The sequence below is a fragment of the Cellulophaga sp. F20128 genome (assembly GCF_023015805.1).
Lineage (GTDB): Bacteria > Bacteroidota > Bacteroidia > Flavobacteriales > Flavobacteriaceae > Cellulophaga.
Genome location: NZ_JALKBA010000003.1, coordinates 68,575 through 94,616 on the forward strand (window position 1 = coordinate 68,575; position 26,042 = coordinate 94,616).

At 35.6% G+C, this 26,042-nt stretch carries 25 protein-coding genes and 2 tRNA genes; 13 read left to right on the forward strand and 14 right to left on the reverse strand.

Features of this window, described 5'->3' with window-relative positions; genetic code table 11:
* Nucleotides 1-11: 11 nt before the first annotated feature.
* From MWU65_RS04365 to folE, 7 genes are all read right to left on the reverse strand, one after another.
* On the reverse strand, nucleotides 12-1,253 hold the full coding sequence (locus MWU65_RS04365; protein ID WP_247075958.1) for an ATP-binding cassette domain-containing protein: 1,242 nt from the start codon (nucleotides 1,251-1,253) through the stop codon (nucleotides 12-14).
* Between the two features lie 3 nt (nucleotides 1,254-1,256).
* On the reverse strand, nucleotides 1,257-2,120 hold the full coding sequence (locus MWU65_RS04370) for an alpha/beta fold hydrolase (protein WP_247075959.1): 864 nt from the start codon (nucleotides 2,118-2,120) through the stop codon (nucleotides 1,257-1,259).
* Nucleotides 2,117-2,614 (reverse strand): DUF192 domain-containing protein, encoded by a 498-nt coding sequence (locus MWU65_RS04375; protein ID WP_247075960.1) that lies wholly within the window; start codon nucleotides 2,612-2,614, stop codon nucleotides 2,117-2,119. Before MWU65_RS04375 ends, MWU65_RS04370 begins: the two co-directional genes overlap by 4 nt.
* Nucleotide 2,615: 1 nt before the next feature.
* Nucleotides 2,616-3,575 carry a prolipoprotein diacylglyceryl transferase gene (gene lgt / locus MWU65_RS04380; RefSeq protein ID WP_247075961.1) on the reverse strand — a complete coding sequence of 320 codons (960 nt, stop codon included), beginning with the start codon at nucleotides 3,573-3,575 and terminating at the stop codon, nucleotides 2,616-2,618.
* A gap of 79 nt (nucleotides 3,576-3,654) precedes the next feature.
* Nucleotides 3,655-3,879, reverse strand: a complete 225-nt coding sequence (gene yidD, locus MWU65_RS04385) for a membrane protein insertion efficiency factor YidD (RefSeq protein ID WP_247075962.1) — start codon at nucleotides 3,877-3,879, stop codon at nucleotides 3,655-3,657.
* Nucleotides 3,880-3,890: 11 nt separating this feature from the next.
* The gene (gene cysS, locus MWU65_RS04390) at nucleotides 3,891-5,375 is read right to left on the reverse strand and encodes a cysteine--tRNA ligase (RefSeq protein ID WP_247075963.1); all 1,485 of its coding nucleotides are present in this window, start codon (nucleotides 5,373-5,375) and stop codon (nucleotides 3,891-3,893) included.
* A 14-nt stretch (nucleotides 5,376-5,389) separates the two neighbouring features.
* A complete protein-coding gene (gene folE / locus MWU65_RS04395) occupies nucleotides 5,390-6,070 on the reverse strand; it encodes a GTP cyclohydrolase I FolE (protein WP_247075964.1) in 681 nt (226 codons plus the stop codon).
* A 338-nt stretch (nucleotides 6,071-6,408) separates the two neighbouring features.
* On the opposite strand from folE, the gene MWU65_RS04400 reads away from it, so the two are divergent.
* Complete coding sequence (locus MWU65_RS04400) at nucleotides 6,409-7,815, forward strand: T9SS type B sorting domain-containing protein (RefSeq protein ID WP_247075965.1); 1,407 nt, start codon at nucleotides 6,409-6,411, stop codon at nucleotides 7,813-7,815.
* A gap of 55 nt (nucleotides 7,816-7,870) precedes the next feature.
* Here MWU65_RS04400 and MWU65_RS04405 read toward each other — a convergent pair whose 3' ends face one another.
* Nucleotides 7,871-9,373, reverse strand: coding sequence for an outer membrane protein transport protein (locus MWU65_RS04405; RefSeq protein ID WP_247075966.1), 1,503 nt, complete (start codon nucleotides 9,371-9,373; stop codon nucleotides 7,871-7,873).
* Nucleotides 9,374-9,427: 54 nt separating this feature from the next.
* Nucleotides 9,428-10,666, reverse strand: coding sequence for a hypothetical protein (locus MWU65_RS04410; protein WP_247075967.1), 1,239 nt, complete (start codon nucleotides 10,664-10,666; stop codon nucleotides 9,428-9,430).
* Nucleotides 10,667-10,767: 101 nt separating this feature from the next.
* Between MWU65_RS04410 and proS the strand changes: the two genes are divergently transcribed.
* The 4 genes from proS (at nucleotide 10,768) to rpsT (ending at nucleotide 12,851) form a co-directional block, all read left to right on the forward strand.
* Nucleotides 10,768-12,240: a proline--tRNA ligase gene (gene proS / locus MWU65_RS04415; protein ID WP_247075968.1), complete on the forward strand. Its 1,473-nt coding sequence runs from the start codon at nucleotides 10,768-10,770 to the stop codon at nucleotides 12,238-12,240.
* A gap of 79 nt (nucleotides 12,241-12,319) precedes the next feature.
* Nucleotides 12,320-12,391, forward strand: a tRNA-Glu gene (locus tag MWU65_RS04420).
* Nucleotides 12,392-12,476: 85 nt separating this feature from the next.
* A tRNA-Glu gene (locus MWU65_RS04425) sits at nucleotides 12,477-12,548 on the forward strand.
* Between the two features lie 51 nt (nucleotides 12,549-12,599).
* Nucleotides 12,600-12,851 (forward strand): 30S ribosomal protein S20, encoded by a 252-nt coding sequence (gene rpsT / locus MWU65_RS04430; RefSeq protein WP_247075969.1) that lies wholly within the window; start codon nucleotides 12,600-12,602, stop codon nucleotides 12,849-12,851.
* Between the two features lie 788 nt (nucleotides 12,852-13,639).
* On the opposite strand, the gene MWU65_RS04435 is transcribed toward rpsT, so the two are convergent.
* Nucleotides 13,640-14,269: a hypothetical protein gene (locus MWU65_RS04435; protein WP_247075970.1), complete on the reverse strand. Its 630-nt coding sequence runs from the start codon at nucleotides 14,267-14,269 to the stop codon at nucleotides 13,640-13,642.
* Between the two features lie 124 nt (nucleotides 14,270-14,393).
* Nucleotides 14,394-16,037, reverse strand: coding sequence for a transcription termination factor Rho (gene rho, locus MWU65_RS04440; protein WP_247075971.1), 1,644 nt, complete (start codon nucleotides 16,035-16,037; stop codon nucleotides 14,394-14,396).
* A 190-nt stretch (nucleotides 16,038-16,227) separates the two neighbouring features.
* On the opposite strand from rho, the gene MWU65_RS04445 reads away from it, so the two are divergent.
* Nucleotides 16,228-16,638, forward strand: coding sequence for a DUF4293 domain-containing protein (locus tag MWU65_RS04445; protein WP_247075972.1), 411 nt, complete (start codon nucleotides 16,228-16,230; stop codon nucleotides 16,636-16,638).
* Between the two features lie 154 nt (nucleotides 16,639-16,792).
* On the opposite strand, the gene MWU65_RS04450 is transcribed toward MWU65_RS04445, so the two are convergent.
* A complete protein-coding gene (locus tag MWU65_RS04450; RefSeq protein WP_247075973.1) occupies nucleotides 16,793-17,287 on the reverse strand; it encodes a metallophosphoesterase family protein in 495 nt (164 codons plus the stop codon).
* A gap of 106 nt (nucleotides 17,288-17,393) precedes the next feature.
* Here MWU65_RS04450 and truA point away from each other — a divergent pair, with 106 nt between their 5' ends.
* Together truA and MWU65_RS04460 are read left to right on the forward strand one after the other, a co-directional pair.
* Nucleotides 17,394-18,137 carry a tRNA pseudouridine(38-40) synthase TruA gene (truA, locus tag MWU65_RS04455; protein ID WP_247075974.1) on the forward strand — a complete coding sequence of 248 codons (744 nt, stop codon included), beginning with the start codon at nucleotides 17,394-17,396 and terminating at the stop codon, nucleotides 18,135-18,137.
* A 4-nt stretch (nucleotides 18,138-18,141) separates the two neighbouring features.
* Nucleotides 18,142-19,917 (forward strand): ABC transporter ATP-binding protein, encoded by a 1,776-nt coding sequence (locus tag MWU65_RS04460; RefSeq protein WP_247075975.1) that lies wholly within the window; start codon nucleotides 18,142-18,144, stop codon nucleotides 19,915-19,917.
* A 301-nt stretch (nucleotides 19,918-20,218) separates the two neighbouring features.
* Here the strand turns inward: MWU65_RS04460 and cdaA are convergent, their stop codons facing one another.
* Both cdaA and folP read right to left on the reverse strand, forming a co-directional pair.
* Nucleotides 20,219-21,007: a diadenylate cyclase CdaA gene (gene cdaA, locus MWU65_RS04465; protein WP_247075976.1), complete on the reverse strand. Its 789-nt coding sequence runs from the start codon at nucleotides 21,005-21,007 to the stop codon at nucleotides 20,219-20,221.
* A gap of 45 nt (nucleotides 21,008-21,052) precedes the next feature.
* The gene (gene folP, locus MWU65_RS04470; protein WP_247075977.1) at nucleotides 21,053-21,889 is read right to left on the reverse strand and encodes a dihydropteroate synthase; all 837 of its coding nucleotides are present in this window, start codon (nucleotides 21,887-21,889) and stop codon (nucleotides 21,053-21,055) included.
* A 94-nt stretch (nucleotides 21,890-21,983) separates the two neighbouring features.
* On the opposite strand from folP, the gene MWU65_RS04475 reads away from it, so the two are divergent.
* The 5 genes from MWU65_RS04475 (at nucleotide 21,984) to prmA (ending at nucleotide 26,037) form a co-directional block, all read left to right on the forward strand.
* Nucleotides 21,984-22,520 (forward strand): DUF1599 domain-containing protein, encoded by a 537-nt coding sequence (locus tag MWU65_RS04475; protein WP_247075978.1) that lies wholly within the window; start codon nucleotides 21,984-21,986, stop codon nucleotides 22,518-22,520.
* Nucleotides 22,521-22,596: 76 nt separating this feature from the next.
* Nucleotides 22,597-23,691, forward strand: coding sequence for a BT_3928 family protein (locus MWU65_RS04480; RefSeq protein WP_247075979.1), 1,095 nt, complete (start codon nucleotides 22,597-22,599; stop codon nucleotides 23,689-23,691).
* Nucleotides 23,692-23,782: 91 nt separating this feature from the next.
* Nucleotides 23,783-24,292 (forward strand): GyrI-like domain-containing protein, encoded by a 510-nt coding sequence (locus MWU65_RS04485; RefSeq protein WP_247075980.1) that lies wholly within the window; start codon nucleotides 23,783-23,785, stop codon nucleotides 24,290-24,292.
* A 117-nt stretch (nucleotides 24,293-24,409) separates the two neighbouring features.
* The gene (tpiA, locus tag MWU65_RS04490) at nucleotides 24,410-25,159 is read left to right on the forward strand and encodes a triose-phosphate isomerase (protein ID WP_247075981.1); all 750 of its coding nucleotides are present in this window, start codon (nucleotides 24,410-24,412) and stop codon (nucleotides 25,157-25,159) included.
* Nucleotides 25,160-25,200: 41 nt separating this feature from the next.
* Nucleotides 25,201-26,037 (forward strand): 50S ribosomal protein L11 methyltransferase, encoded by an 837-nt coding sequence (gene prmA, locus MWU65_RS04495; RefSeq protein ID WP_247075982.1) that lies wholly within the window; start codon nucleotides 25,201-25,203, stop codon nucleotides 26,035-26,037.
* Nucleotides 26,038-26,042: the final 5 nt, after the last annotated feature.

The following is a 26,042-nucleotide window of genomic DNA, read 5'->3' on the forward strand; positions in this document are numbered from 1 at the left end:
GCTTTTTTTTTTTAAGTTGTGATTTTTCCAAGGGATCCAGCGGCACTTTTACAGAGTTCAAAAGTACATCTCGGTTTTAAATGGGGCTCATTTCTATGAGAGACAAAAATGATGGCTGTATTATGTAAGGCTGCAATCTTATTTACCAAAGCAACAAACAGAGCTGCGCTTGCATCATCTAGGCCTGCAGTAGGTTCATCTAAGATTAATAATAAAGGTTGTTTAATCATAGCTCTAATCAACATGGCTAAACGTTGCTGTCCAACAGAAACATCGCAAAAACGCTTGTTCCTTAAATGCAGTAAATCCGTTAGCTCCAACCATTTTTTTGCAGTTCCTAACTGTAGTTCGGTGGGCTTGGTATAAAGACCTACAGAATCGTTAAAGCCAGAAATTAGCATATTCTCGAGACTGTGATTTCCTGTAAAATTTTCTGTCATCGTAGGCGTATAGTAGCCTATTTGCTTTTTGATGTCCCAAATGCTTTCCCCGCTTCCTTTTTGTTTGCCAAATAGGTATAGCTCCTTTCCATATCCTTTGCTGTTTTCTCCAATAAGCATGGAGAGTAGTGTTGTTTTTCCGCTACCATTTTCTCCAATCAGTTGCCAAAAATCTCCTTTGTTTACCGTCCAGTTAATGTTGTGTAAGACTTGGTTCCCCTCAAAATCTACAGAAACGTTTGTAAACCTGATAAGTTCCGAATGTGGATATGACGCTGCTTTTTGGTTTATAGGAATTTGGAGCCCTTCTAGGGTAGATTTAGGATGTAATGATGCTATATAGTCACCTATGTTTTGAAACGGCTGTAGGTTGCTTTGTTCTAGTTTAAATATCTTAGAATTTAAAGGCAATACATCTTCTGACCTACTTATGATTAAAAGTAAGGTCGTGTGTTTTGCAATTTCAAGTAAGAGTTCCTTTAGCTTTCTTTGAAAAGCAGCATCAAGATTGTCAAACGGATTATCTAGAATTAAATAATTGGGTTTTAATTCTAGTAAATACTGTAACAACACTTTTTTTTGCTCACCACTAGACATGGATTTAAGACTTTGTATACTGTGTTTCGTGATTATCTTTTTATCGTGAATTTCCTCCTCATCAATAAATTTTTGGATGGTAATTTTTGAAAAAAGGGCAACACTTTTATGTGATAAAAACAGAAAGTCCTTCGGTTTGTTTTTTTGAACTAAAGAGGCTATAAATTCTTTTTTGTTAGAATTGTTAGTCGTAAATATGGTATAATGATTTTGCATAAATTAATTGGTTCTAATCCATTCGTCTGTAGTTTTCCATAAGGAATTTTTAAAATGAGGTCTAAAAAAGCCAAAATGCTTCAGTTTAGCTAAGTCGGCTGCAGCGGGTATGTAATGAACTCGCTTTGTTTTTGCAGAATTAAATTGGGTTGTAAGCCAATCTACAGCTTCTTTGGGTGCAAAATTGTCCTTCGGGAAGCTATAGGAGAGTATCGGAATATTAAGGTTGCTAAAAAAATGAGAGGCCTCACTGTGGTAATGCATAAAGTAGTTTTTTTTTCTGCCCCATCTTGCCCATTCATACGCCATATTTTTAGGTAAGTTTTCAAATAATCCCATTTTTTTTGCGGGAAAGTAACCGAAAATTTTAGTGGCAATAGGAAGTACTGCGGACCAAAAAAGAAGCATTTTTAATTTATGAATTCCACCAAATAAATTCCAATAACCACTTTGAGATGCGACAAGTACTAGTTTGTCTATCATTTTGTAATTGCCATTAAAACCTACTATTTGCCCGCCAATACTGTGGGTAATTACGGTAAGTTTATGAAGTGGATTTTTTTGCTTTGCATATAAGGTTATAGCAGCTTGATCAATACTGCCCCATTCTTTTAAAGTGGAAGTATTTTTCCTTACTTGTTTTATATGTCCGCCAGAACTTCCTATTCCATTATAGTCAAAAGTGTAGACAGTATACCCTTTAGTAGCGAAAAAGGTAGCGAATTTATAGTAGTATTTTTGAAGAACCCCGGTGGCAGAACTAATTAAAATGGTTTCGCCATTTCCTTTAACAGAAGAAAACTCTGTTGCGGTAATAGTGTGCCCCTTGGTAGTATTTATTTTTATTTTTCTAGAACCAATTCTCAATGGTTTGTTCTTTCAAATTGAATACGATCACCAACTTCTAGGCCATACTTATCTGCTAAACCGGCATTTATTTCCAAAACGTACTGTACTGGAACTTCCGAGGATAGGCTAGACTCGTCTAGCGGTTTTGCATTTTTTTTAAAGCTAACAATTTTTAAATTGTCATCTATATAGAGTAGGTCTAGTGCAATTTTAGTATTTTTCATATAAAAGGAATGCATGGAAACATCAGGGAATATAAATAGCATTCCTTGGTTTTCATCCATACTATCGCGGTCCATTAAGCCTGTTTGTGTCTCGTATTCCGTTTCTGCAATTTCAATATCCAATTGCAAGGCTAGGGTACTGTCTTTTGCTTTAGTTATTGTTAGAGTGGCTTCTTTTGAAAATGTTGCCGTAGCCCTTTCAATAATTTTTACTGGCTTTTCTTTACAGCCTACAATTATAAAAAGTACTGAGAGTATTAATAATGTCTTGTTTTTTAGGGCATTCATTTTATGCTTTTTTAGGTCTAAAAACAAAATAGGCTCCAATTAAAATAAAGGGGATACTTAACCATTGACCTGTTGATAGGGCGCCTTCTATGCCAGATTCAAACCCACCTTGACTTTTCTTTACATATTCAACAAAGAAACGAATAGTCCACAAGAGAATTAAAAATAGACCAAATAAAAATCCAGCTTTGTCTTTCTTATTCGTTTTCCAGTAGAAATAAGATAGAATTATAAAGACAAATATATAGCAAATCCCCTCGTACAATTGTGCTGGGTGTCTAAAAGGAATACTCTCTAGGATGCTAGCAAATTTTGGATTGTTTTCAATGGCATTATAGGCAGCACTAACTGTTTTTTCTTGGGTTAATGCCAATGCTTTATAGGCTGGCATATCATCAGAATCGCGAATAAATTTAGTGGCAAATACAAATGTTTTCTCCGTTATTTTCCCGTTTATCTCAGAGTTGAAAAAGTTACCCAATCGAACAAAAAATGCACCAATAGCTACAGGGATCACTAATCTATCCAACAACCATAATACTTTAAATTCCGGGTATTTTCTGTAGTATAAAAACATCCCTATTATAATACCTATGGCGGCACCGTGGCTGGCTAAACCGGCAAAACCTGTAAATTCATATCCTTGTATTAATCCAAAAAGTCGGCCACTCGCCGTTTCTCGTATTGGCAGTAGTATTTCTATCAAATGGTTTTGGTAGTAAGCCCAATCATAAAATAAGACGTGGCCTAAGCGTGCGCCAAGCATCGTTGCAATTACCGTATATAGAAATAGGGAATCTAGCTGCTCTATCGGCTTCTTTTCATGAGCAAAAATCTTTTTTATAATAAACCATCCTAGTGTAAAAGCTACTATCCATAACAGGTTGTAGTATTTTATCTGTATTGGTCCAAGGGTGAACAAGGTTTCATTAGGATTCCATAATATACTTAAAAAATGCATCTATTTTATTTTAGGAATGGCTAAGATAGGGAATGCATAAAGAATATTGAAAAATGAATAATTAAAAGTTTACTAAACTTTAAGGTACAGGGTCATAACCGTTGCCTCCCCATGGATGGCAGCTAAAGATGCGTTTAATTGCCAGCCATCCACCTTTGAATAAGCCGTATTTTTTTAAGGCATCTACCGTGTAATGAGAACAGCTAGGGGTGTATCTACAACTGGCTGGAGTGAATGGTGATATAACGGTTTGATATATTTTTACCAATAGTAGAAAGGGTGCTATTAGTATTTTCTTTATCATTTTAAACGAATTTAAGAAACGTTAAATGTTGTGCCGTCTTTGCCGTCCTTTAATTGTATGCCCATAGCTAATAATTGATCGCGTATCTGATCTGATAATGCAAAATCTTTATTGCTACGTGCATCATTGCGAAGTTGTATTAATAAGTTTACAACCTCTTCTAGCTTTTTAGAATTGCCGTTGCCATCTTCATTGACTCCTGTAAGACCTAATATTTCAAAAACAAAGGTGTTTAGCGTTTCTTCTAAAATGGTTTTGTCATTTGCTGTAATGCTTTCTTTTCCATCTTTAATAAGGTTGATGTGTTTTACAGCTTCAAATAAATGAGCAATTAAGATGGGTGAATTAAAGTCATCATTCATTGCGTCATAACATTTTTGCTTCCAAGCATCCACATTGAGGTTGCTTGAAGAACCCGTTGGTAGTCCCTTGAGATTTGTTATGGCCTCCATTAATTTTAGATATCCCTTTTCTGACGCTAATAAGGCGTCATTACTTAGGTCTAAGATACTGGTGTAGTGCGCTTGCATCATAAAAAAGCGAACTGCTGATGGAGAAAAAGGTTTACTTAATATTGGATTTTCACCAGTAAACATTTCATTTGGGTAAATATTGTTGCCGGTTGATTTAGACATTTTTTTACCATTGAGTGTGAGCATATTAGCATGTAGCCAATAATTTACGGGAGAAACTCCGTTACTGGCTTCTGCCTGTGCAATTTCACACTCATGATGCGGAAATTTTAAATCCATTCCACCGCCGTGAATATCAAAAGTTTTCCCCAAATATTTAGTGCTCATAGCGGTACACTCTAGGTGCCAGCCCGGAAAACCGTCTCCCCAAGGGGATGGCCAGCGCATAATATGTTCTGGTTCCGCTTTTTTCCAAAGGGCAAAATCTTGTGGATTTTTCTTGTCACTTTGTGCTGATAACTCACGAGTATTGGCTATCATATCTTCTAGTTTTCTGCCACTTAATTTTCCGTAATTGTTGGTTTTGTTAAACGTTACAACATCAAAATAAACAGAGCCATTTACCTCATATGCAAATCCTTTTTCAATAATTTCCTTAATTATTTCTATTTGCTCAATAATATGACCCGTTGCAGTAGGTTCTATGCTTGGTGGTAAAAAATTGAATTTTTGTAAAGTGTTGTGAAAATCTACGGTGTAGCGTTGTACTACTTCCATAGGTTCTATTTGCTCTAACAGTGCTTTTTTTGCAATCTTATCTTCGCCCTCGTCTGCGTCGTCAACCAAATGTCCGGCATCTGTTATATTACGAACATACCGAACCTTGTATCCCAAATGCTTAAAATATCTAAATATCATATCAAAAGACATAAATGTACGGCAGTTTCCTAAGTGTACATTGCTGTATACTGTAGGTCCACATACATACATACCAATATGTCCTTCGTTTATGGGTTTAAATACTTCTTTTTTTCCTGCAATGGAGTTATAGATTTTAAGGGTTTGGTTTTTATAGATTTGCATGCTTTGGTGCGCTATTAAAAGTTGGTGTCAAGATTTATGTAATCCAAAAATTCACTACGGGTAGCGTCCTCTTTAAATTTACCGCCATATTCCGCAGTTACAGTACTACTTTGTATGTCTCTAATGCCTCGAGAGTTTACGCATAAGTGTTTTGCATCAATAACGCAAGCTACATCATCTGTGCCTAAAACCTCTTGTAGTTCTCTAACTATTTGAAGAGTTAGTCGCTCTTGAACTTGTGGTCTTTTTGCAAAATAATCTACAATTCGGTTCATTTTTGATAAACCAACTACAGTACCTTTAGAAATATAGGCAACGTGTGCAACACCAACAATAGGTAATAAATGGTGTTCGCAAGTAGAGTATAGGGTTATGTTTTTCTCTACCAACATTTCTCCATACTTATATTTGTTGTCAAAAGTTGAAGATTTTGGTTTCTTATCTGGATGTAATCCTCCAAAAATTTCTTTTACAAACATCTTGGCAACGCGTTTGGGAGTTGCGCTTAGACTATCATCTTGTAAGTCCATTCCCAATACGCTTAAAATATCTTTTACGCTGGCTTGTATCCTGTCTATTTTTTCATCATCACTCAATTCAAACGCATCATTTCTTAAAGGGGTGTCTTCAGCTGCTGATAAATGGTCGTTGTCCATTTCTTCATCTAGCCCTTCTATAGTGCTTTCTATTTTCATTAATCTAAATTTTAGAACTGCAAAGATAAACATAATCTGTCATTTTATGTTATTGTTTGGGGTGTTTGCCTGTTTAAAAAATTCTAACCTTTACTTGGAATAAATCACAGTTAACTTCTTCTGTTTTTTAGAATTGTGCGAACCCAATTAAAACACTGTAAAACCTATGGTTATTAGTTCAAAAAGTACGCTTATAGTAAGTAGTTTTAAGCTAGTATGGACTTGTTTACTGCGTATTTCATCGATAAAGCGAAAAAATATTCGGTGTAATGCAATAAAAAGTAGTTCTTCACGCTTATATTATGATTATTCAGTAGTGCTTAAGTTTTTCATAATCTATGCGAGTACATATTAAATTAGTGTTTTGCTTTATTTTATTTACGGCAATTGGGAATGCGCAAAACTCACCAGATTGTAGGTCTGCAATACCAGTTTGTGGTGATGCACCTATTGTTGTAATGGCCGATGGTAGTGGAGATATTGATGATTTTGATCCAGATGTTATTCGTCAAACAGGTTGTTTGGAAAAAGGGAGTAATAGTTCTGCAAATATAGAAAATAACACATCTTGGTTTGCTTTTAGGGCATTGTCAGATGGACGTATTGGTTTTGATCTTGAAGCTACTCCGGTTGCTGGAAATGCAACGATTACGGCAGAATGGGATTTTGCAGTTTACGGACCAGACACAGACTGTGTAAGTATTAGTAATGGTACAGCTCAACCCATACGGTGTAACTATGAAGTAAATCCAACTCCTTTTACGGGGCTAGGGGTAAATCCTGAAACCGGACAAGCAGGTCATTCTTTTGTTAAGGGAAGTCAAAATACTTATGATGATTGGTTAGACATTGTTGCTGGTGAAATTTATTATATTCTGATCAATAATTACAACACCAATTTTGATGGTGATCCAGAATCGTATACTTTAACATTTACGGGAGAAGCCGATGCTTTGGACTGCACCTTTAGAGATGAGTTTTTAGGTTTGGATATTATTGGTTGTGAGGGAGATCCAGATATTGTGCTGAGTGCTTTGCGTTCGCCTGCCGGACCAGATGTAGCCAGTGTCACTTGGTCTGTAGATTATGATGATGACGGTGTAATAGACGTTCCTAATATAGGATCAGGAACTGAGTATACCGTAGCAAGTCCAAATTCAGGAAGGTATTTTGTGGAGATTACCACGGCCTCAGGAATGCCACCTACCGTAGTGGATGATGGAGGAATTCTTATTCTTTTTCACGCCCCACCAAATCCTGCAGATATAGAAATATTGGTTTTAGATTATTTGGTAGATCGGAACAGAATAGAGGTAGTTGTGAATGGAAATAGTAGTTATGAATATGCAATAAATGGTGGCGATTTTCAAGATGATCCCATTTTTAACGATGTGCCACCCGGACAAAACACTTTAATTGTAAATGATAAAAACAATTGCGGTATTACGGATGAAATTCCGTTTTTAGTCATCGGGTATCCCAAATTTTTTACACCAAACCAAGATGGGGTGCATGATACATGGAACATTCTAGGTATTGAAGAATTGATAGATCCTAAAGTGTATATTTTTGATCGTTACGGAAAATTATTAAAACAATTAAATGCGAATTCTTCTTGGAACGGAACATTTAATGGTAAGAAAATGCCAGAATCTGATTATTGGTTTCGTATGGAATATGCAGAGGATGAGCAAACCATCATTGTTGCTAAAACGCTGCAAAATCATTTTACCTTAAAGCGATAGTATAAAAAAAGCCGTCCCTTAGAACAGCTTTCTTATAGGTGTAATTTGTGTTTCTTTAGAAATTTACGGTATATCCTAAAGTAACATTTGTTTGCTTGTGATTTATCCGAGCTGGTGTTGTTAGTCCGGCATCAAATAATTGCTTATCTGCATCTTGTTCGGTTGTGTTAAAGGCCAAATCCAATCTACTTGGGCCAAAATTATAACCAATACCTAAGGAGTAGCCGTTTAAATCACCAATAATGTTTCCGTTCGCATATGGACTTTGTTCATACCGATATCCGCCTCGTAAACTAACTTCATCTATTCTGTACTCGCCACCTAGTCTGTACGTAGTAACAGTTCCTAATTGATTTGCAATAGCAGTGTTGGACATAGAAAAAGAAGCGTCATTTGTGGGGCGTAATTCAGCGTCTCTCATATCTTGAAAACCGTAGTCAAAACTCAATAATCCATCTTTTCCAAATACAACTGCTAAACTTCCTGTTACTTTACTCGGTGTTTTTATCGTGTATTTTTCAAATAAATTAACAACCTTAAAGTTGATGAAATTTATGTCATCCGCGGCTATATCTGAAGAAATTCGTTGTGAGGTGTCATCCGTTAACTGATACCAAGTAGGAGATTGGTAGCTACCTCCAATGCGTATATTGTCATTTAGTTTTGCAATAGCACCAAGTGTAAAGGAAAAGGCACTTCCTTCCGTATGTAAGAAATTATCAAAAGTGGTTCTTTGTATTTGAGAGCTAGTGTCGTAACCAATTTCTGTAAATTCAGTGTATTTGTCGTATAAAATACTATGGATATTTATAGCAGCACCCACATATAAATTTTCTTGGTATTGGGAGGCTAAGTTTAAGGTGAATTTGTTATTGTAGCCCGTGGTGTTTTGTAAGAAATTTTGCGTTACAGTGCTGTAATCAGCGGTACTAACATAATCAATATTATTGTCATTACTTTCATCTACAGGGTCTATTAATCCGCCGTAATACCCTAGAAAGGCTTGTTGATCTGCAAAACCTAATTTCTCACCAATATCCAAATAGGCTTCTTCAATATATTCTCCGTCTTGTATTAATAAGGGGCCAAAGGGAGTGCCTTGAGCATATGCTAAAAAATACTGGTCTATACCTTGGTTGCTAATGCCAGAAATTGAAATGTTGTTATCAAAATTTTGAACAATGCCGTAGTTGGCTGCAATGGCAAGTTTACGCCAATTGGAATTATTCGATTTAAAAACCATTACCCCCCCAATTTGGTTAATTTCTAAATAATTTTCATCAAGCTCACTATTTCTATTAAAATAGGTTGCATTGTTTTTTTTGTAATAAAGGGATAGGGTTGCTGTGAATTGGTGGTGGTTAAAAACGGCAGCCCCTGCAGGATTAACGGCTATGGCAGACATATCGCCACCCAGGGCTCCAAAAGCACCACTCATACCTTGATACCGTGCTGTTCCTATAACGTTTTCTTGGCTGTATTGAAGTACATCGTTCATGTTTTGGGCAGATGCTAACGTGCATACCAAACCCAAGAAGAATGTGATTTGTTTTTTCATTCTTTATGTTTTATAAAGTTTGTTTTTTGTGATTTCAAAGACTTTTTATTCATTTTACCTTCCTCTACCAGAAGACCTACTGCTGCTTGATGATGACGATGATCTACTGCTACTAGATGATCTTGTGCTAGAGCTAGAAGATGATGATCTTGTTGGAGCCGTAGTTGTACTTCTAGTGCTACTAGGTGTGCTTCTATAGCTACTACTTCTATTGCTGCTAGATGAGCTAGGAGCCGGTCTAGTGTAGGTAGAGTTGGTTCTTGTAGAACTTCTTGTTGTAGTTGTAGGCCTAGGGCTCGTCGTTGTAGTACGTTGATAGGTGCTACTGTTTGTTGAGCTACTACTAGTCCTTGGTGTGCTATTGTATGAGGTGTAATTTCTAGAGCTCGTATTGTATTTTGGTTGGGTTCGCGTAGAACGACTAGTTCTATATGAAGAATTTCTTTCTATACCGTCAACACTAACATTAGATCTTGCGCTGTAGTTGCTTGGAGTTCTTAGGTTAGCTGAGCTATTGGTGGTCGTTGCCGACTTTCCAGAACGATATCTTGTTGTAGCCGTTCCTCTAGTAGGGCTAGTAGTTAGATTGGAGCGTTGCGCGCTCGTTCTGTAGTTATTGTTTGAGATTGTATTTGTGTTATAAGAACCACGTCTACTGTTGTTGTAGACATAAGAGTTTCTTCCGTGATTGCTATAATATGGGCTATAGTTGTTGTAATAAGGACTGTAATAATGATTGCCCCAGCCGTAGCCATATCCATAACCGTATCCAAATCCGATGCCACTCCACCCATATCCAAATCTGTGTGGTCTCCAAGAAGGCCCCCACCAAGAATTGTAATGTCCGTAGCCACCGTAATATCCGTAACCACCATATCTACCATACCCATAATCACCCCAAGGGCTATAATAACCGTAGTTGCCCCATCCGCCGTTATCGTGAATGTTAATACTTATGGAAGTTGGGTTGTCTCCCCATCCAGGGTTTCCTTCATAATTATTGTCTAAGCCTTCATCTTGTACATCGCTATAGTATCCATCAACATCTGTAAATAGATCGCCTTCTATAATATCATTGTATTCATTCGCTTTTTCGCCAAAATATTCTTGGTAGGCGTTATTTTGGTTTTCCGCAGTATTAACTTCTACTGTTTTTGTAGCACGGCTTGAATAAATACCATCATTGTCGTAATACGAGGCTTCTTGATAGGAACCACATGAAACAATTAAGACAGTAGTTATTGCAGTAAAAACAACTCTTTTAATATTTTGAATGGAGTACGAATGTATCATGATGTTAAATTTTATTGTTGTACAATGTAAAAATAGTTAGTTTTGCCGAACTATTTATTTTTAATTGATTAAAACACAATTTTTGTGCCAAACTACTAATAATGAGCAAGAAGTTAACGAAAAGAGCAGAAGATTATTCCAAATGGTATAATGAACTAGTAGTGAAGGCGGATCTAGCTGAAAACTCTGGTGTACGTGGATGCATGGTGATTAAGCCTTATGGCTATGCTATTTGGGAAAAAATGCAGGCAGAACTGGATAGAATGTTTAAGGAAACCGGACATGAAAATGCCTATTTTCCAATTTTTATTCCAAAATCATACTTGAGTAAAGAAGCCAGTCATGTAGAGGGGTTTGCTAAGGAATGTGCTGTGGTTACCCACTATCGTTTAAAGACCGCAGAAGATGGTTCTATTGTTGTGGATGAGGATGCAAAATTAGAAGAAGAGCTTATTGTAAGGCCTACATCGGAAACAATTATATGGGACACCTATAGAAAATGGATTCAGTCTTATAGAGATTTGCCTTTACTTATAAACCAATGGGCAAATGTAGTGCGTTGGGAGATGCGTACACGTTTGTTTTTACGAACGGCCGAGTTTTTATGGCAAGAAGGTCATACTGCGCATGCAACAGAAGCTGAGGCCATTGCTGAAGCAGAACAAATGATGAATGTATATGCCGATTTTGCTGAGGATTTTATGGCAATGCCTGTTATAAAAGGTGTTAAAACAGCAAGTGAACGTTTTGCAGGAGCCATTGAAACGTATTGTATAGAAGCATTAATGCAGGATGGTAAGGCATTACAGGCCGGAACTTCCCATTTTTTAGGACAAAATTTTGCAAAGGCATTTGATGTTAAATTTGCAACCAAAGAAGGAAAGCAAGAGTATGTGTGGGCAACTTCATGGGGTGTTTCTACTCGCTTAATGGGAGCCTTGGTGATGACGCATAGTGATGATAATGGATTGGTTCTACCTCCTAAATTGGCGCCTATACAGGTGGTTATAATTCCGATATACAAAGGTTTAGAGCAGTTAGATGCCATTGCAGAAAGAGTTGCGCCTTTAGTAAAAGAATTACGGGCTAAGGGAATATCTGTAAAGTTTGATAATAGAGATACGCATAAACCTGGCTTTAAATTCAATGAATATGAGTTAAAAGGAGTACCTATACGTATTGCTTTGGGGCAAAGAGATATGGATAATGGAACTTTTGAAGTTGCTCGTAGAGATACCTTGGAAAAGCAAATTATACCAGCAGATGAGATTGTGGTGAAAATTGAAGGTTTGCTAGAGGATATTCAAGAGAATATTTATAAAAAAGCAATTGATCACAGGGCTAATCATATAACAGAAGTAAACTCTTATGATGAGTTTAAAGAAATTTTAGCGTCTAAAGGAGGATTTATTTCAGCACATTGGGACGGGACAGATGAAACCGAAGAGTTGATTAAAAATGAAACAAAAGCTACGATACGGTGCATTCCTATTGATGTTAAAGCAGAAAATGGAAGCTGTATGGTAACGGGAAAACCTTCTAAAAATAGGGTGTTGTTTGCAAAGGCATATTAAAATTGTAAAAAATTACAGTTAGGTGTTGCAATAATTAAAAATAGTTGTATTTTTGCATCCGCAATACGCGAAAAATAATGGTCCGTTCGTCTAGGGGTTAGGACGCCAGGTTTTCATCCTGGTAACAGGGGTTCGATTCCCCTACGGACTACAAGTTCTTAAGCAGTACAGCTTGTTTTGAAATTGAGTAAGTGTTGTGCTTGCTTTAATTTTATACTGTACAACAGACAAACAATGGTCCGTTCGTCTAGGGGTTAGGACGCCAGGTTTTCATCCTGGTAACAGGGGTTCGATTCCCCTACGGACTACAATTTTTGGGTATCGACCCTATAGAAAAAAAACAAAATAATAAAAACAAAATGGCAAATCACAAGTCAGCATTAAAGAGAATTAGAAGAAACGAAGCAGCACGTGTACGTAACAAGTACCAGCATAAAACAATGCGTAATGCGTTGAAAAAATTGCGCGCTGAGGAAGATAAGAAAGCTGCTGAAACAATGTTGCCAACAGTTATTAGTATGTTAGATAAATTGGCAAAGCGTAACATCATTCACGTAAACAAGGCTTCTAACCTTAAAAGTAAATTATCAAAGCAGATTGCAGCTTTATAGGTTGTAATTTCTAAAGTATAAAAAAGCGCTCTTTTTTTAAAAGAGCGCTTTTTCTTGTTTTAATCTTTTAGTAGCTTCCTTTTCATTTTAATAAAACCAACAATAAAGCATAAATACATTACAGGAATTAATGTTAAATGCAATCTTCTTACCCATAGGTAATTGTCTATGTTAGTGATCACCCTAAAATTGTTAGAGATTTTAATGGGTAGGTATCCAGAGTAAAATATAAGCAAACCCCAGCCAAGCCAAAATAGAATGTTTTTGGTGGGATCTAATTTATTTTGATGCCAATCAATCTGATTGAAATAGGTTAAAATAATCAGGATGAGGGTGCTACTTCCAAATATAAAAGTAAATAGCAAGGATTCTTTAAGTGGATCCTGTATGCAGATATTTGCAATACTCCCAACTATAAAAATAATCGAGGCATAAAAGATCAGTTTTTTATAGAGAATAGTTTGTATGTGATTCCTAAATAGATTGAAAAAATATAAAAAGTATACTACATAAAAAATATTGTATAAAACAACATTATAATTAGTGTAAAAGGCATTCATTGATAGGCTAAATATATCGGGATATTCTGCTATTAAAAATCCTAATATCTCATTTAATAAGGTATAGATAAGAATAATTGGAAAAAACCTTAGCGGTGTGTTGTAATATTTAGGGTACCGCCAAATCGATACAATAAAAGTTAGGGCGTACATTGGTTCTGCTATATTGTCTAAGACGGTATCAAAAATAGTCATATAGTACTATGGGGTTTTATTCTCAACGAGTTATTAGTAGGGTGGTGGAACTATATTTGACTCATTTAAAATAAGGCTGGTGGTGTCTTCTGCAAAAAATGGTAGCATAGGCATATAAGTAGCATATGTTTTAGTACGCCCAGCTTTTGTTGCTCCTAGTTTTGTGTTAGGCTGTAGTAAGAAATTATTTTTTAGAAGCTCTGCTTTATAGTTTCCGTTGCCATCAGACAGTACCGAAAATCCATAGTCTTTTCCTTCAGCATTTGTTGTTGGTACGATAAAGAAAGAGTTTTGCCTTGGGTGTTTTGCTTTGGGGTCATTGGAATAATTGGCAAAGTAAAATCGAAGTGTAGAAATATCTACTTGTGCCTTTTTGGCTTCTTGTTCAATGAATTCAATATATTTTTTTAAGGTTTTGTAATCGTAAGACCCATAACGTGCAACATCAAATTGTTCCTTAGGAACAACAGAGTCTTCGTATTTTTGAATAATTGGTACTCTTCTGTCTGTATAATTATCAAACATAAGTTGAGCTTGTTTGGTTGTAATTATTTGTTTGGGTGGGTCAACTGGAGTGTCTTTTGGTGGGTGTTCCCTTTCTTCACAACTCAATAACAGAGAAAAGACAAATGTGCTTAATAAACTAAATGTAAGATTTTTCATAATTTTAGTGTTTGCGTTTAGTATAAATATAATCACAATTTTAATATAATGTGAGCTAGTAGTAGAATAAAAAAATCCCGATGCCTTATGACATCGGGATCCTTGTTAGTTTAATAGCGAGATTTTATTGATTCATAGTCATTAAAAACTCTTCATTATTTTTTGTTTGTTTTATACGTTGCTCTATAAACTCCATTGCTTCTACGGGGTTCATATCTGCTAAGTATTTGCGTAAAATCCACATGCGTTGAATTGTACTTTCATCCAAAAGTAAGTCGTCTCTACGTGTACTTGAGGAGGTCAGGTCAATAGCAGGGAAAATTCTTCGGTTAGAAATTTTACGGTCTAATTGAAGTTCCATGTTACCGGTTCCTTTAAATTCTTCAAAGATTACCTCGTCCATTTTAGATCCAGTTTCAGTAAGGGCTGTTGCGATTATAGATAATGAGCCTCCATTTTCTATATTACGGGCAGCACCAAAGAAACGTTTTGGTTTGTGTAAAGCATTGGCATCTACACCACCACTTAATACTTTACCAGACGCTGGTTGTACGGTGTTGTATGCTCTGGCTAAACGTGTAATAGAATCTAATAAGATAACAACGTCATGGCCGCATTCTACCAGTCTTTTTGCTTTTTCTAAAACAATATTTGCCACGCGTACGTGTTCAACTGCTTCTTTATCAAACGTAGAAGCAACAACCTCGCCGCGTACGTTACGCTGCATGTCTGTAACTTCTTCAGGGCGTTCATCTATCAATAGTATAATTTGATAAACTTCAGGATGGTTTGCTGCAATACCATTAGCAATGTCTTTTAATAACATTGTTTTACCCGTTTTAGGCTGTGCTACGATCATACCCCGTTGTCCCTTTCCAATAGGAGAGAATAAATCGATGATGCGAGTAGATATTTTACCTTGTCTGTCTGATAAATTAAATTTTTCTTGTGGAAACAAAGGAGTCAAGTGCTCAAAAGAAACACGATCTCTTACCACTTGTGGGTCAATCCCATTTATCTTACTTACTTTAATAAGTGGAAAGTATTTTTCACCTTCTTTTGGAGGGCGTACATTTCCTAAAACCGTATCCCCAGTTTTTAAGCCAAATAATCTAATTTGAGATTGAGAAACATAAATATCATCTGGAGATGATAAGTAATTGTAATCTGATGACCTTAAAAAACCATAACCATCTTGCATGATATCTAAAACCCCTTCGCTAGCAATAATACTATCGAATTCAAATTCTGGTTCACGATATCTATTTTTTAAATCCTTGTCAAAATTGCTCTTATCTCTTGGTTCTCTTGCCGGTTTTTGGTGTTGCGGTTTTTTAGGCTGATTTTTATTGGGATTGTTGTTTTTTGGCTGAACTGGATTATTGTTTTTATGTACTGGTTTTTTATCTGAAACTGGCTTAGGTGCTGTTTTAACAACCTCTGTAGTCTCAGGTTTAGTACTGTCCTCTGGTTTGCTAGGATCGGTTGGTGCAATAGGGGCTTTTTTTACAGCAGCTTTTGGCTTTTCTCTAAGCACCCGTTCTCTTTTTTGTATCGGACGTGGCTTTGGCTTTTCTACTGTTTTAGAATCAGTTGGCAAAATATCTTTGACTACTTCAACTGCTTTTGGATTTGCAGCTTGAACGTCTAGAATTTGATACACCAAATCTAATTTTTTTAATGTTTTGTATTTAGGAACATTTAAACCTTTTGCAATATCCTGTAACTCAGGAAGCTTTTTTGCTTTTAAATCGGAAATCTCAAACATGTAATGTTGAATAAATTATACTTTTTGAATATAAAAATTATGAAGTGTGTAATAGGGTACTTATTTAGAACGATAAGTCCTTATGGGTAAGCGATATTACTATAATTTACCACAATATTACAAATTATTTTTAATATTTCGTTGATAAATCTTAAAAAGACTCTTATTTTTGTGACTGAAAAAAGGAGAAATGATCCAAAGGGTACAAACAATTTTTATGTTTTTGGTAGCAATACTGGCAAGTGTATTGCCTTTTTTTGCTAGCTTGTGGACCTTAGAGGAAGGGACAATAATTTTTGCAAAGGATGAATTTTATATTTCAATAGCCTTTTATACCTCTGCTGCCTTGGCATTTATAGCCATTTTGTTGTTTAAAAATAGGAAAAATCAATTTGTAGTAAACAGATTGAATATGATATGTAATCTTTTTATACTAGGATTTTTCGTTTACCGATCGCTAAACTTATCCGGAGAAGCAGTTGTTTCTGAGAAGGGTATTGGGATGTTGATTCCATTATTTTCTATCGTATTTTTAGTGTTTGCCAATAGGCTCATTAAAAAGGATGAAGATCTTGTAAAATCTGTGGATCGTTTGCGTTAAACCTAACATCTTAGTTATATTAGTGCGTAAACCCGGGGTTGTTCCCGGGTTTTTTAATTTCAAAAGTTTGTGTTTCAATCCTAAGCTAGGACATTCTTTTCTATTTCAATGGGATAGTTACTTTATTGAATAGTGCTAGATGGTACCTTTTGTGTTAACGTTTTCCCAGTTCAATTACTTCCAAATCTGTGATGTCACTTTTGTTTATTTTAAAACGAACCATAGTACGCACTTGATGAAATCCATGTTTACCACAGGCACCAGGATTTATGTGTAAAAGGTTTAGTTTTTTATCAAACATTACTTTTAAGATATGAGAGTGACCACTTATAAAGATTTTGGGAGGCCTTTCTTTTATTTGTTCTCGAATCCGAACGTTGTACTTGTTTGGGTAACCGCCAATATGGGTCATCCAAACGGAAACATCTTCACACATAAATTGATTGTCTAAAGGGAATTCTAAGCGAGCTTTGTCGTCATCTATATTTCCGTACACCGCTTTTAGTGGCTTTTTCTTTTTCAACGTATCGGTAACACTAAGGTTGCCAATGTCTCCGGCATGCCATACTTCATCGGCTTGGGCTACATATTTTAAAATGGCATCGTCCATATAACTGTGTGTATCTGATAAGAGAAGTATTTTGGTCATTTTTTAATTTTAATAGGAGTTGTAATGGCATCAATCCGTTTCCTGGATCCATACATATCTAAGTAAGATTAAGTATCTTTGTTTTTTTACAAAAATAGGGATTCATTTGAGATATTTTGTGGCTTTTTCATACAATGGTGCGGCATACCATGGTTGGCAGTATCAACCCAATGCTATTAGTGTACAAGAAGTTTTAGAAACTGCTTTTACAACCTTGTTAAAAAAGGATATTTCATTGATGGGTGCTGGTAGAACCGATGCTGGAGTGCATGCCAAAGAGATGTATGCGCATTTTGATTGTGATAAAATCTTGGAAATAGATGGATTGGTTCGTAGATTAAATGCTTTTTTACCTGATGATATTGCTGTACAACGAATCACTGAGGTGGTTACAGATGCACACGCACGCTTTCATGCGACAGAAAGAACCTATGAATATTGGGTAACCCAAACTAAAGATCCATTTGTAACAGAGACCACCCATTATGTGCGTAGAAGTTTGGATATTGACAAAATGAACCAAGCTGCTGCTATACTTTTAGGGCGCCAGGATTTTGAATGTTTTTCAAAATCAAAAACAGATGTTAATACCTACCTCTGTGATGTTAAAAAAGCACATTGGGAACAAAAAGATGGTAAATTTGTATTTACAATAACGGCCGATAGGTTTTTACGCAATATGGTGCGGGCTATTGTTGGGACACTTTTAGACGTAGGTACTGGTAAAAAATCCATAGCCGATGTACATACCATCTTGGCAAGTAAAAGTAGGGCAGAAGCAGGTACGTCAGTACCCGCAAAAGCTTTGTATTTAATTGAGGTTTTATACCCCAATACAATTATCAAATAAGAGAATGACTAAAACAAAAAAAGACACAGGTAAGGCTTTTGATTATCAATTACTTAGGCGATTGTTACACTATGTTAAACCGTATAGAATTACCTTTTTTGGGGTTGTAATTGCGGCAATATTATTATCTGTATTTGCTATATTAAGTCCTGTGTTGTTGCGAGAAGTAGTGAATACCGCACTTGAAAATAAAGACCAATCTTTACTGCTTAACCTTATTGTTTTAATGCTGGTTGTTTTGCTGTTAGAGGTAACAAGTCAATTGGCATTTGTGTATTATGCCAATTGGTTGGGAGAGTCTGTAATAAAGGATATCCGTATAAAACTGTTTCAACATATGCTAAACTTTAAAATGAAGTATTTTGATACTTCATCTGTGGGTTTATTGGTTACCCGTGCGGTAACGGATATACAGCGTATAGGAGAGATATTTAGTCAAGGCTTCTTTATGATTGTAGCCGACTTATTAAAGATGGTTATTGTAGCGGGTGTAATGCTTTTTTATAGTTGGAAACTGGCACTCATAGTTTTTGCTATCATGCCTATTCTGTTGTACGCTATAAAAATTTTTCAAAGAGCAATGAAAGGAGCTTTTATAGACGTTAGGGCGCAAGTTTCTAATTTAAATACCTTTGTGCAGGAACGATTAACTGGAATGAAGATTGTCCAACTTTTTAATCGCGAAAAAATAGAACAAGAAAAATTTAGAGAAATCAATGAAAAACACCAAAATGCATGGTTAAAAACGGTGTGGTATAACTCTATATTTTTTCCTATAGCGGAAATAGTTTCCTCGGTGGCAATCGGACTTATTGTATGGTACGGCGGATTACGGGTAGTGCTTAATAATGATATTGGGGAGTTGGGTACCATTTTTATGTTTATTCAATTGTCGCAAATGTTGTTTCGACCATTGCGTCAAATTGCAGACAAATTTAATGTGCTGCAAATGGGTATGGTTGCAGCCAATAGAGTTTTTGCAATCTTAGATAAGGATACGGTAATTTCAGATGAAGGGGAGTATTCTAAGAGTAGTATTACTGGTGATATATCATTTAGAAATGTCCGGTTTGGATATATTGAAGGAGAAGAGGTGTTACACGGTATTTCATTTGAAGTCAAGGCAGGTGAAACCATTGCCATTGTTGGCGCAACAGGAGCAGGAAAGTCGACCATTATAAATTTACTGAATCGTTTTTATGAAATAAATGCAGGTCAAATACTGGTTGATGGGGTAGATGTGAAGGAGTATAAATTAGCATCCTTGAGAAGTAAAATTGCAGTGGTGTTACAGGATGTATTTTTGTTTGCAGATACTGTTGAAAATAATATTTCATTAAAAAATGAGGAAATATCATTGGAAACCATAATCCAAGCTGCACAAGAAATTTCGGTACACGAATTTATTACTAGTTTGCCTAATGACTACCAATATAATGTAAAGGAACGGGGGTCTATGCTGTCTAGTGGACAACGACAGCTGCTGGCCTTTCTTAGAGCTTATGTAAGTAATCCTAGTATTTTAATATTGGATGAGGCTACATCTTCCGTAGATACTTATTCAGAGCAATTGATTCAAAAAGCAACAGAAAAAATTACACAAGGTAGAACGTCAATTGTAATAGCGCACCGCTTGGCAACCATTAAAAAAGCAGATAAAATATTGGTTATGGATTCTGGTGAAATCATAGAAAGTGGTACTCATGAGGAGTTGCTTAAAAAAGGGGGGTATTACCGTAACTTGTATGAAGCACAGTTTTTAGCAGAGGACGTAGCCTAGAATATTTTGGCGGTACAAAATCTGCACTACTAGGAGGAGCTCTAGAAAAAGTACACTAACTAGGAATGTATAAAGAATAGATTTGTGGAGTAGCTATAAGGGAAATCCATCAGTTTAAATTTGTGACCTCGTAAATAAGAAGATATACGAACTAGTGGCTCTATTAAAATGAAGATCTGTGCGGTCTTGAAATAAACTGTTTTGAGTAGTCTATTTCGTAAGGCCCAACGGCACAATCCATTTTAAGAAAGTACCAAAAGTTTTATTTTTACGACTTAGCGCAGTTTTTATATTCCATAAGTTATGAAATTAAGTCTTCGGTAATGATGGTATTTAGCTCTTTTAAATCTTTATAGAGCACAAATTCTCCATTTTTAATATAAGAAATGGTTCCAGTTTCTTCACTTACAACTAATGCCAAGCAATCTGTTTTTTCTGTAATTCCCACAGCTGCCCTATGGCGTAAGCCAAAACGCAAGGGTATAGTGCGTTCTTGTGAAACTGGTAAAATTACCCTCGTGGCAACAATGGTATTGTTTACGATTACAGCAGCCCCGTCATGAAGCGGACTATTTTTATAAAATATACTTTCTAAAATAGGCTGGGTAACTTCAATATTCATTTTATCTCCCGTAATTTTTACAAAATCTAAAGAATTGGCGCGTTCTAAAATAAGAATAGCTCCCGTTTTACTTTTACTCATTTTATCACTAGCACTGAGAATGGCATCTACATCCGTTTCCGTTGTCATTGCCTCTTGTTTTAAAAACTTAAAGTGCTTTACAAAATTACGTTTGTTTGCAAAATTGGTAGAGCCAATTAATAATAGAAATTTTCTAATTTCTTGCTGAAACACAATAATAAGTGCAATTAAGCCAATGTTCATAAAGCCACCAACCATACTGCTAATCATTTTCATGTCTAATAATTCGGTAAGTTTCCAAAGTGCCCAAACGATTACAATACCAATAAAAATGTTTATCGCCACCGTACCACGTACAAGTTTGTAAATGTAATACAGTAATATAGCCACCAAGATAATATCGATGATGTCTGTAATTTTAAAATCAAGAAAATTTAGAAAATCCAACTATTGAGGGTTTTTTGTAAAATTAGAAAAAAATGAACAATCATATTAGTTATCGTCATTTAACTTTAATGCTTCTGTTAATTTTATGCATTCTATAGCCTCCTTAACATCATGTACACGTAAAATAGAAGCTCCTTTAAGAATTGCAATAGTGTTTAGTGCAGTAGTTCCGTTTAATGCATTTTTAGCATCACTTTTTAGTGTTTTGTAAATCATTGATTTTCTACTTAAACCAGCAAGTATAGGAATACCCATACTTTTAAAGAGGTCTAAATTTTGTAAGAGCGTAAAATTTTGATTTGTCGTTTTTGCGAAGCCAAAACCAACATCTAAAATAATATCATTGATTTCTTTTGCTCTAGCGCTCGCTAGTTTCTCTGCAAAATATTGTTTTAGCTCAAAAACAATATCTGTGTAGTTGGTTAGCTGCTGCATTGTTTTTGGAGTGCCGCGCATGTGCATCATCACATAGGGAACTTTATGTTTTGCAACTACATTCATCATCAAATGGTCTAGGCTTCCTGCTGAAATATCGTTAATTAGTGCAGCTCCATGGGCAAGACAAGTATCGGCTACCTTGCTTCTAAAAGTATCGACAGATAATAAAATTCCGGGAAACTCCTTTGTTAATAGCTTTACAATGGGGATTATTCGATGTAGCTCTTCTGTTTCTAAAATGTCATCCGCACTGGGCTTGGAACTATAAGCCCCAACATCTACAAAAGTAGCGCCTTCTGCAAGCATAGTTTCTACGCGGGATAAAACATCTTTTTCATTTTTATAACTTCCGCCATCATAAAAAGAATCTGGCGTAAGATTTAAAATACCCATAACTTTTGGGGTGGATAGCTCTATTAGATTTCCATTGCAATTCAGCGTCATATTGTTAAGTAAATACGGTAAGGGTTTAATATTAAACCTTTACTTTTGAATAGTAAAATATTTATGCGAAATTTACACAAATTAGATAAGATAAATGCAGAATACTTCAGAACAATATGATGCTGTTATAAAAGAATGTAGAAATCTGTTTCAGAAAAAGATGAAAGATTATGGTAGTGCTTGGCGCATATTGCGATTGCCATCTTTAACAGATCAGATCTATATTAAAGCGCAACGCATTAGAGGCTTACAAGAAAATGATGTAAGAAAGGTAGACGAAGGTGAAAAACCAGAGTTTATAGGCATCATTAATTACGCAACAATGGCATTGATACAACTAGAAATAGGGGTTGTAGAACAACCGGATTTGGATGGTTTAAAAGCTGTTGAGTTGTTTGATAAGCACATTGCTAGGACCAAGGCATTAATGGAAAATAAAAACCATGATTACGGTGAGGCCTGGCGAGAAATGAGGGTTAGCTCATTAACGGATCTTATTTTACAAAAATTATTACGCGTAAAGCAGATAGAAGATAATAAAGGGAAAACTTTGGTTAGCGAAGGAATAGATGCGAACTACCAAGATATTATAAATTATTCTGTCTTTGCATTAATTCATTTAAACGGCTAATAAATTAAAAAAAGTCAAGGTAGGCGCAGCTTGTGTAAAGGGCTTTTGAATGTTAATTTTTCATTTTAATAGGTATATGAAGTATTTGGTAGGAATAAGTAGAATTGTAGTTGGGGTATTGTTTATCATAAGTGGACTCATAAAATTAAACGATCCCGTTGGATTTTCTTTTAAACTAGAAGAGTATTTTAGTTTGGGAGTTTTAAATTTGCCTTCTTTAGAGCCACATGCTTTAAAAATTTCACTAATCGTAGTTATTTTGGAGGTATTATTAGGCGTAATGCTTTTGGTTGGTTTTAGGATCAAATTTACGGTAATCAGTTTATTGGGGATGATTATCTTTTTCACTTTTCTTACTTTTTATTCTGCGTATTTTAATAAGGTTACAGATTGTGGTTGTTTTGGAGATGCAATTAAACTAACGCCTTGGGAATCATTTACAAAAGACATTATTTTACTACTGCTTATCGTAATTCTGTTTGTAGGTATAAAGCACATAAAACCTATTTTTGGGTTTAGTGCCAAACGAGTCCTGGTCGTAGGATCATTGGTTGCTTGTGTTGTTTTTGCCTACCATGTGTTAAACCACTTGCCATCAGTAGATTTTAGACCCTATAAAATTGGGGCAAATATAGAATCAGGTATGACGATGCCTGAGAACGCACCCCAGCCAATTTTTGATTATGCTTGGACGTTTCAAGTGAACGGTGAAGAAAAGGTTATTGTAACTCAAGGCGATTATCCGGAAGTAGATGGAGAATACATAAGTGTAGAGACTACGGAAGTACAAAAGGGATATGAGCCACCTATTCACGATTTTACGATAGAAAGGGATGGAGAAAACGTGGCAACTTCTATGTTGCAAGAAGAGAAACTTATCATGGTTATTGCTTACGATTTAGCAAAAACTAGATTCGATGCGTTTACAGAGGTAAAAGAGGTTACAGATAGGGCAATAAAACTAGGGTATAAGGTAATTGGTATGTCGTCTTCCACCACAGATTTTGCAGATAAAGTAGTGAAAGAATACAGCTTGGGCTTTGATTTTTACTTTACAGATGAGACAGCACTTAAAACAATTGTACGTTCTAATCCTGCTGTGCTAGTATTGCGGAAAGGTACAATTGAGCAAAAAGTACATTACAAGGATATTGATAACTTAGAACTGTAAGAAAACCAATTAATATTGCCCGAGATTGGAAGAGCGTTCTGGGCAACCAATTAAAAAAAGGTAACGGTTTTGTTAGAAAAAATGAGGTGCAATGAATGGTTTACAAAGTACAAAACCTGAGATTAAAACACTGACAGAAAAATGGTTGGTGGGTATTAAAAAAGAGGAGTCCGTATTAACTATGAATGCTACTGCACATTGGAAAGAATTTATGCAGCGCAGAAAAGAAATTTTTGGTTCCGTTGAGAACGAATATTATTCCGTTCAAGAGTATGGCATAGATTATTCCTTTTCTAATTTTAATCCGGCAGCTGTATTTAAGAAATGGGCAGCAGTAGCGGTTGTTGAAAAGGGGCATATACCTACCGGAATGGAAAATTTAATTTTACCAGCCGGAAAGTATGCTGTATTTGTATACAAGGGAGTTGCCAAAGAATTTTCAAAGATAGTACACTATATATTTAAGGATTGGTTACCAAGTTCTGAATATGAGTTAGATCAAAGACCACATTTTGAGTTTCTGGATAAAAAATACCTAGGGGCTACGAATCCCAATTCGGAGGAAGAAGTTTGGATTCCCATTAGAAATAAAATACGTTAACTTTTTAAGTGAAGAAGCCGGTATAGGTTTCAAAGTAGGTTTCATTGAGATAGCCGAATATTATATGTTATCTTTGGGGCTTTAAAAATTGAAATAAACGAATAAATAGATATTAAGATGAGATCAAAAATTGTTGCAGGGAACTGGAAAATGAATAAAACTTTAGCAGAAACTAATGTATTATTATCAGAACTTACAGGTAAATTACCAGATACAACGGCTGAGGTTATGGTTGCACCTACTTTTGTAAACTTGGCTGCAGCTGTTCAAGATGTTAGTGCTTCTTCTATTCAGGTCATAGCACAGAATATGCATTTTGCTGAAAATGGAGCCTATACAGGTGAGATTTCGGCTGATATGCTGTTAGATATTGGTGTAGACACGGTAATCATTGGACATTCTGAGCGTCGTGCTTATTTTGGTGAAACAGATGCCATTCTAGCGAAAAAAGTTGTGGCAGCATTGGCAAAGAATTTACGAGTGGTTTTTTGTTTTGGTGAAGAATTAGAAGATCGTAAAACTGATAATCATTTTAAGCTAGTTGCAGAACAATTGAAAAACGGACTTTTTCAATTAGACGCTTCTGCTTGGTCTAAAATAGTATTGGCTTATGAGCCAGTTTGGGCTATAGGAACAGGGGAAACGGCTTCTCCAGAACAGGCTCAAGAAATGCACGCTTTTATTCGGAAAACAATTGCTAACCAATACAACACAGAAATAGCGGACTCTGTTTCTATCTTATATGGAGGTAGTGTTAAGCCTGCAAATGCAAAAGAAATATTTTCTAAGGAAGATGTTGATGGTGGATTAATTGGTGGAGCAGCCTTAAATGCAGATGATTTTATTGCGATTATTAGCGCCATATAATTTTTTTTGATTGATAATACATATTTACAGCACTACTAAAAATGGCAGATTTAATCTATATAGAATATGATTTTGCAGTTGCGCCTTTGCAACCTGCATCCGATATATTAATAGCGCAATTAGGGGAAGTTGGTTTCGATAGTTTTGTTGAAAATGAAGAAGGGGTTCTAGCCTATATTCTTAAGGATGCTTGGAATAAAGATATTCTTTCTGGTATACAGATTCTTGAAAACTCTAATTTTAGTATTACACATCAGTTTAAAGAAATTGAACAGCAAAATTGGAACTCGGAATGGGAAAAGAATTTTGAACAAATCGTTGTAGGAGATATATGCACTGTTCGAGCTCCTTTTCACAAGGCACCAGAAACCAAGTTTGATATTGTTATAGAACCTAAAATGAGTTTTGGAACTGGTCATCATGAAACTACTCACATGATGTTACAACACGTCCTTGATCATGATTTTAAGGGTAAATCTGTGCTAGATATGGGGAGTGGTACCGGAGTATTAGCAATTCTAACAGCGATGAAAAATGCAGCCTCTGTAGATGCCATAGATATAGATAATTGGTGTTATTTAAATGCCATAGAAAATAAAGAACGGAATCATTGTAATCAGATCAATGTTTATGAAGGGGATGTTCGTTTGTTGAAAGACAAAAAATACGATGTGATTATTGCGAATATAAACAGGAATATACTACTGGAAGATGTTCCTGCTTATGCGCAATGTCTCCATGAAGGTGGAATTTTATTTTTAAGTGGTTTTTATGTTGAGGATATGCCAAGTATTACAAAGAAATGTGAGGACTCGGGACTGACCTTTGAAAAAAATCTGGAAAAAAATAATTGGGTTGCTGTAAAATATGTATTTTAGTTAGG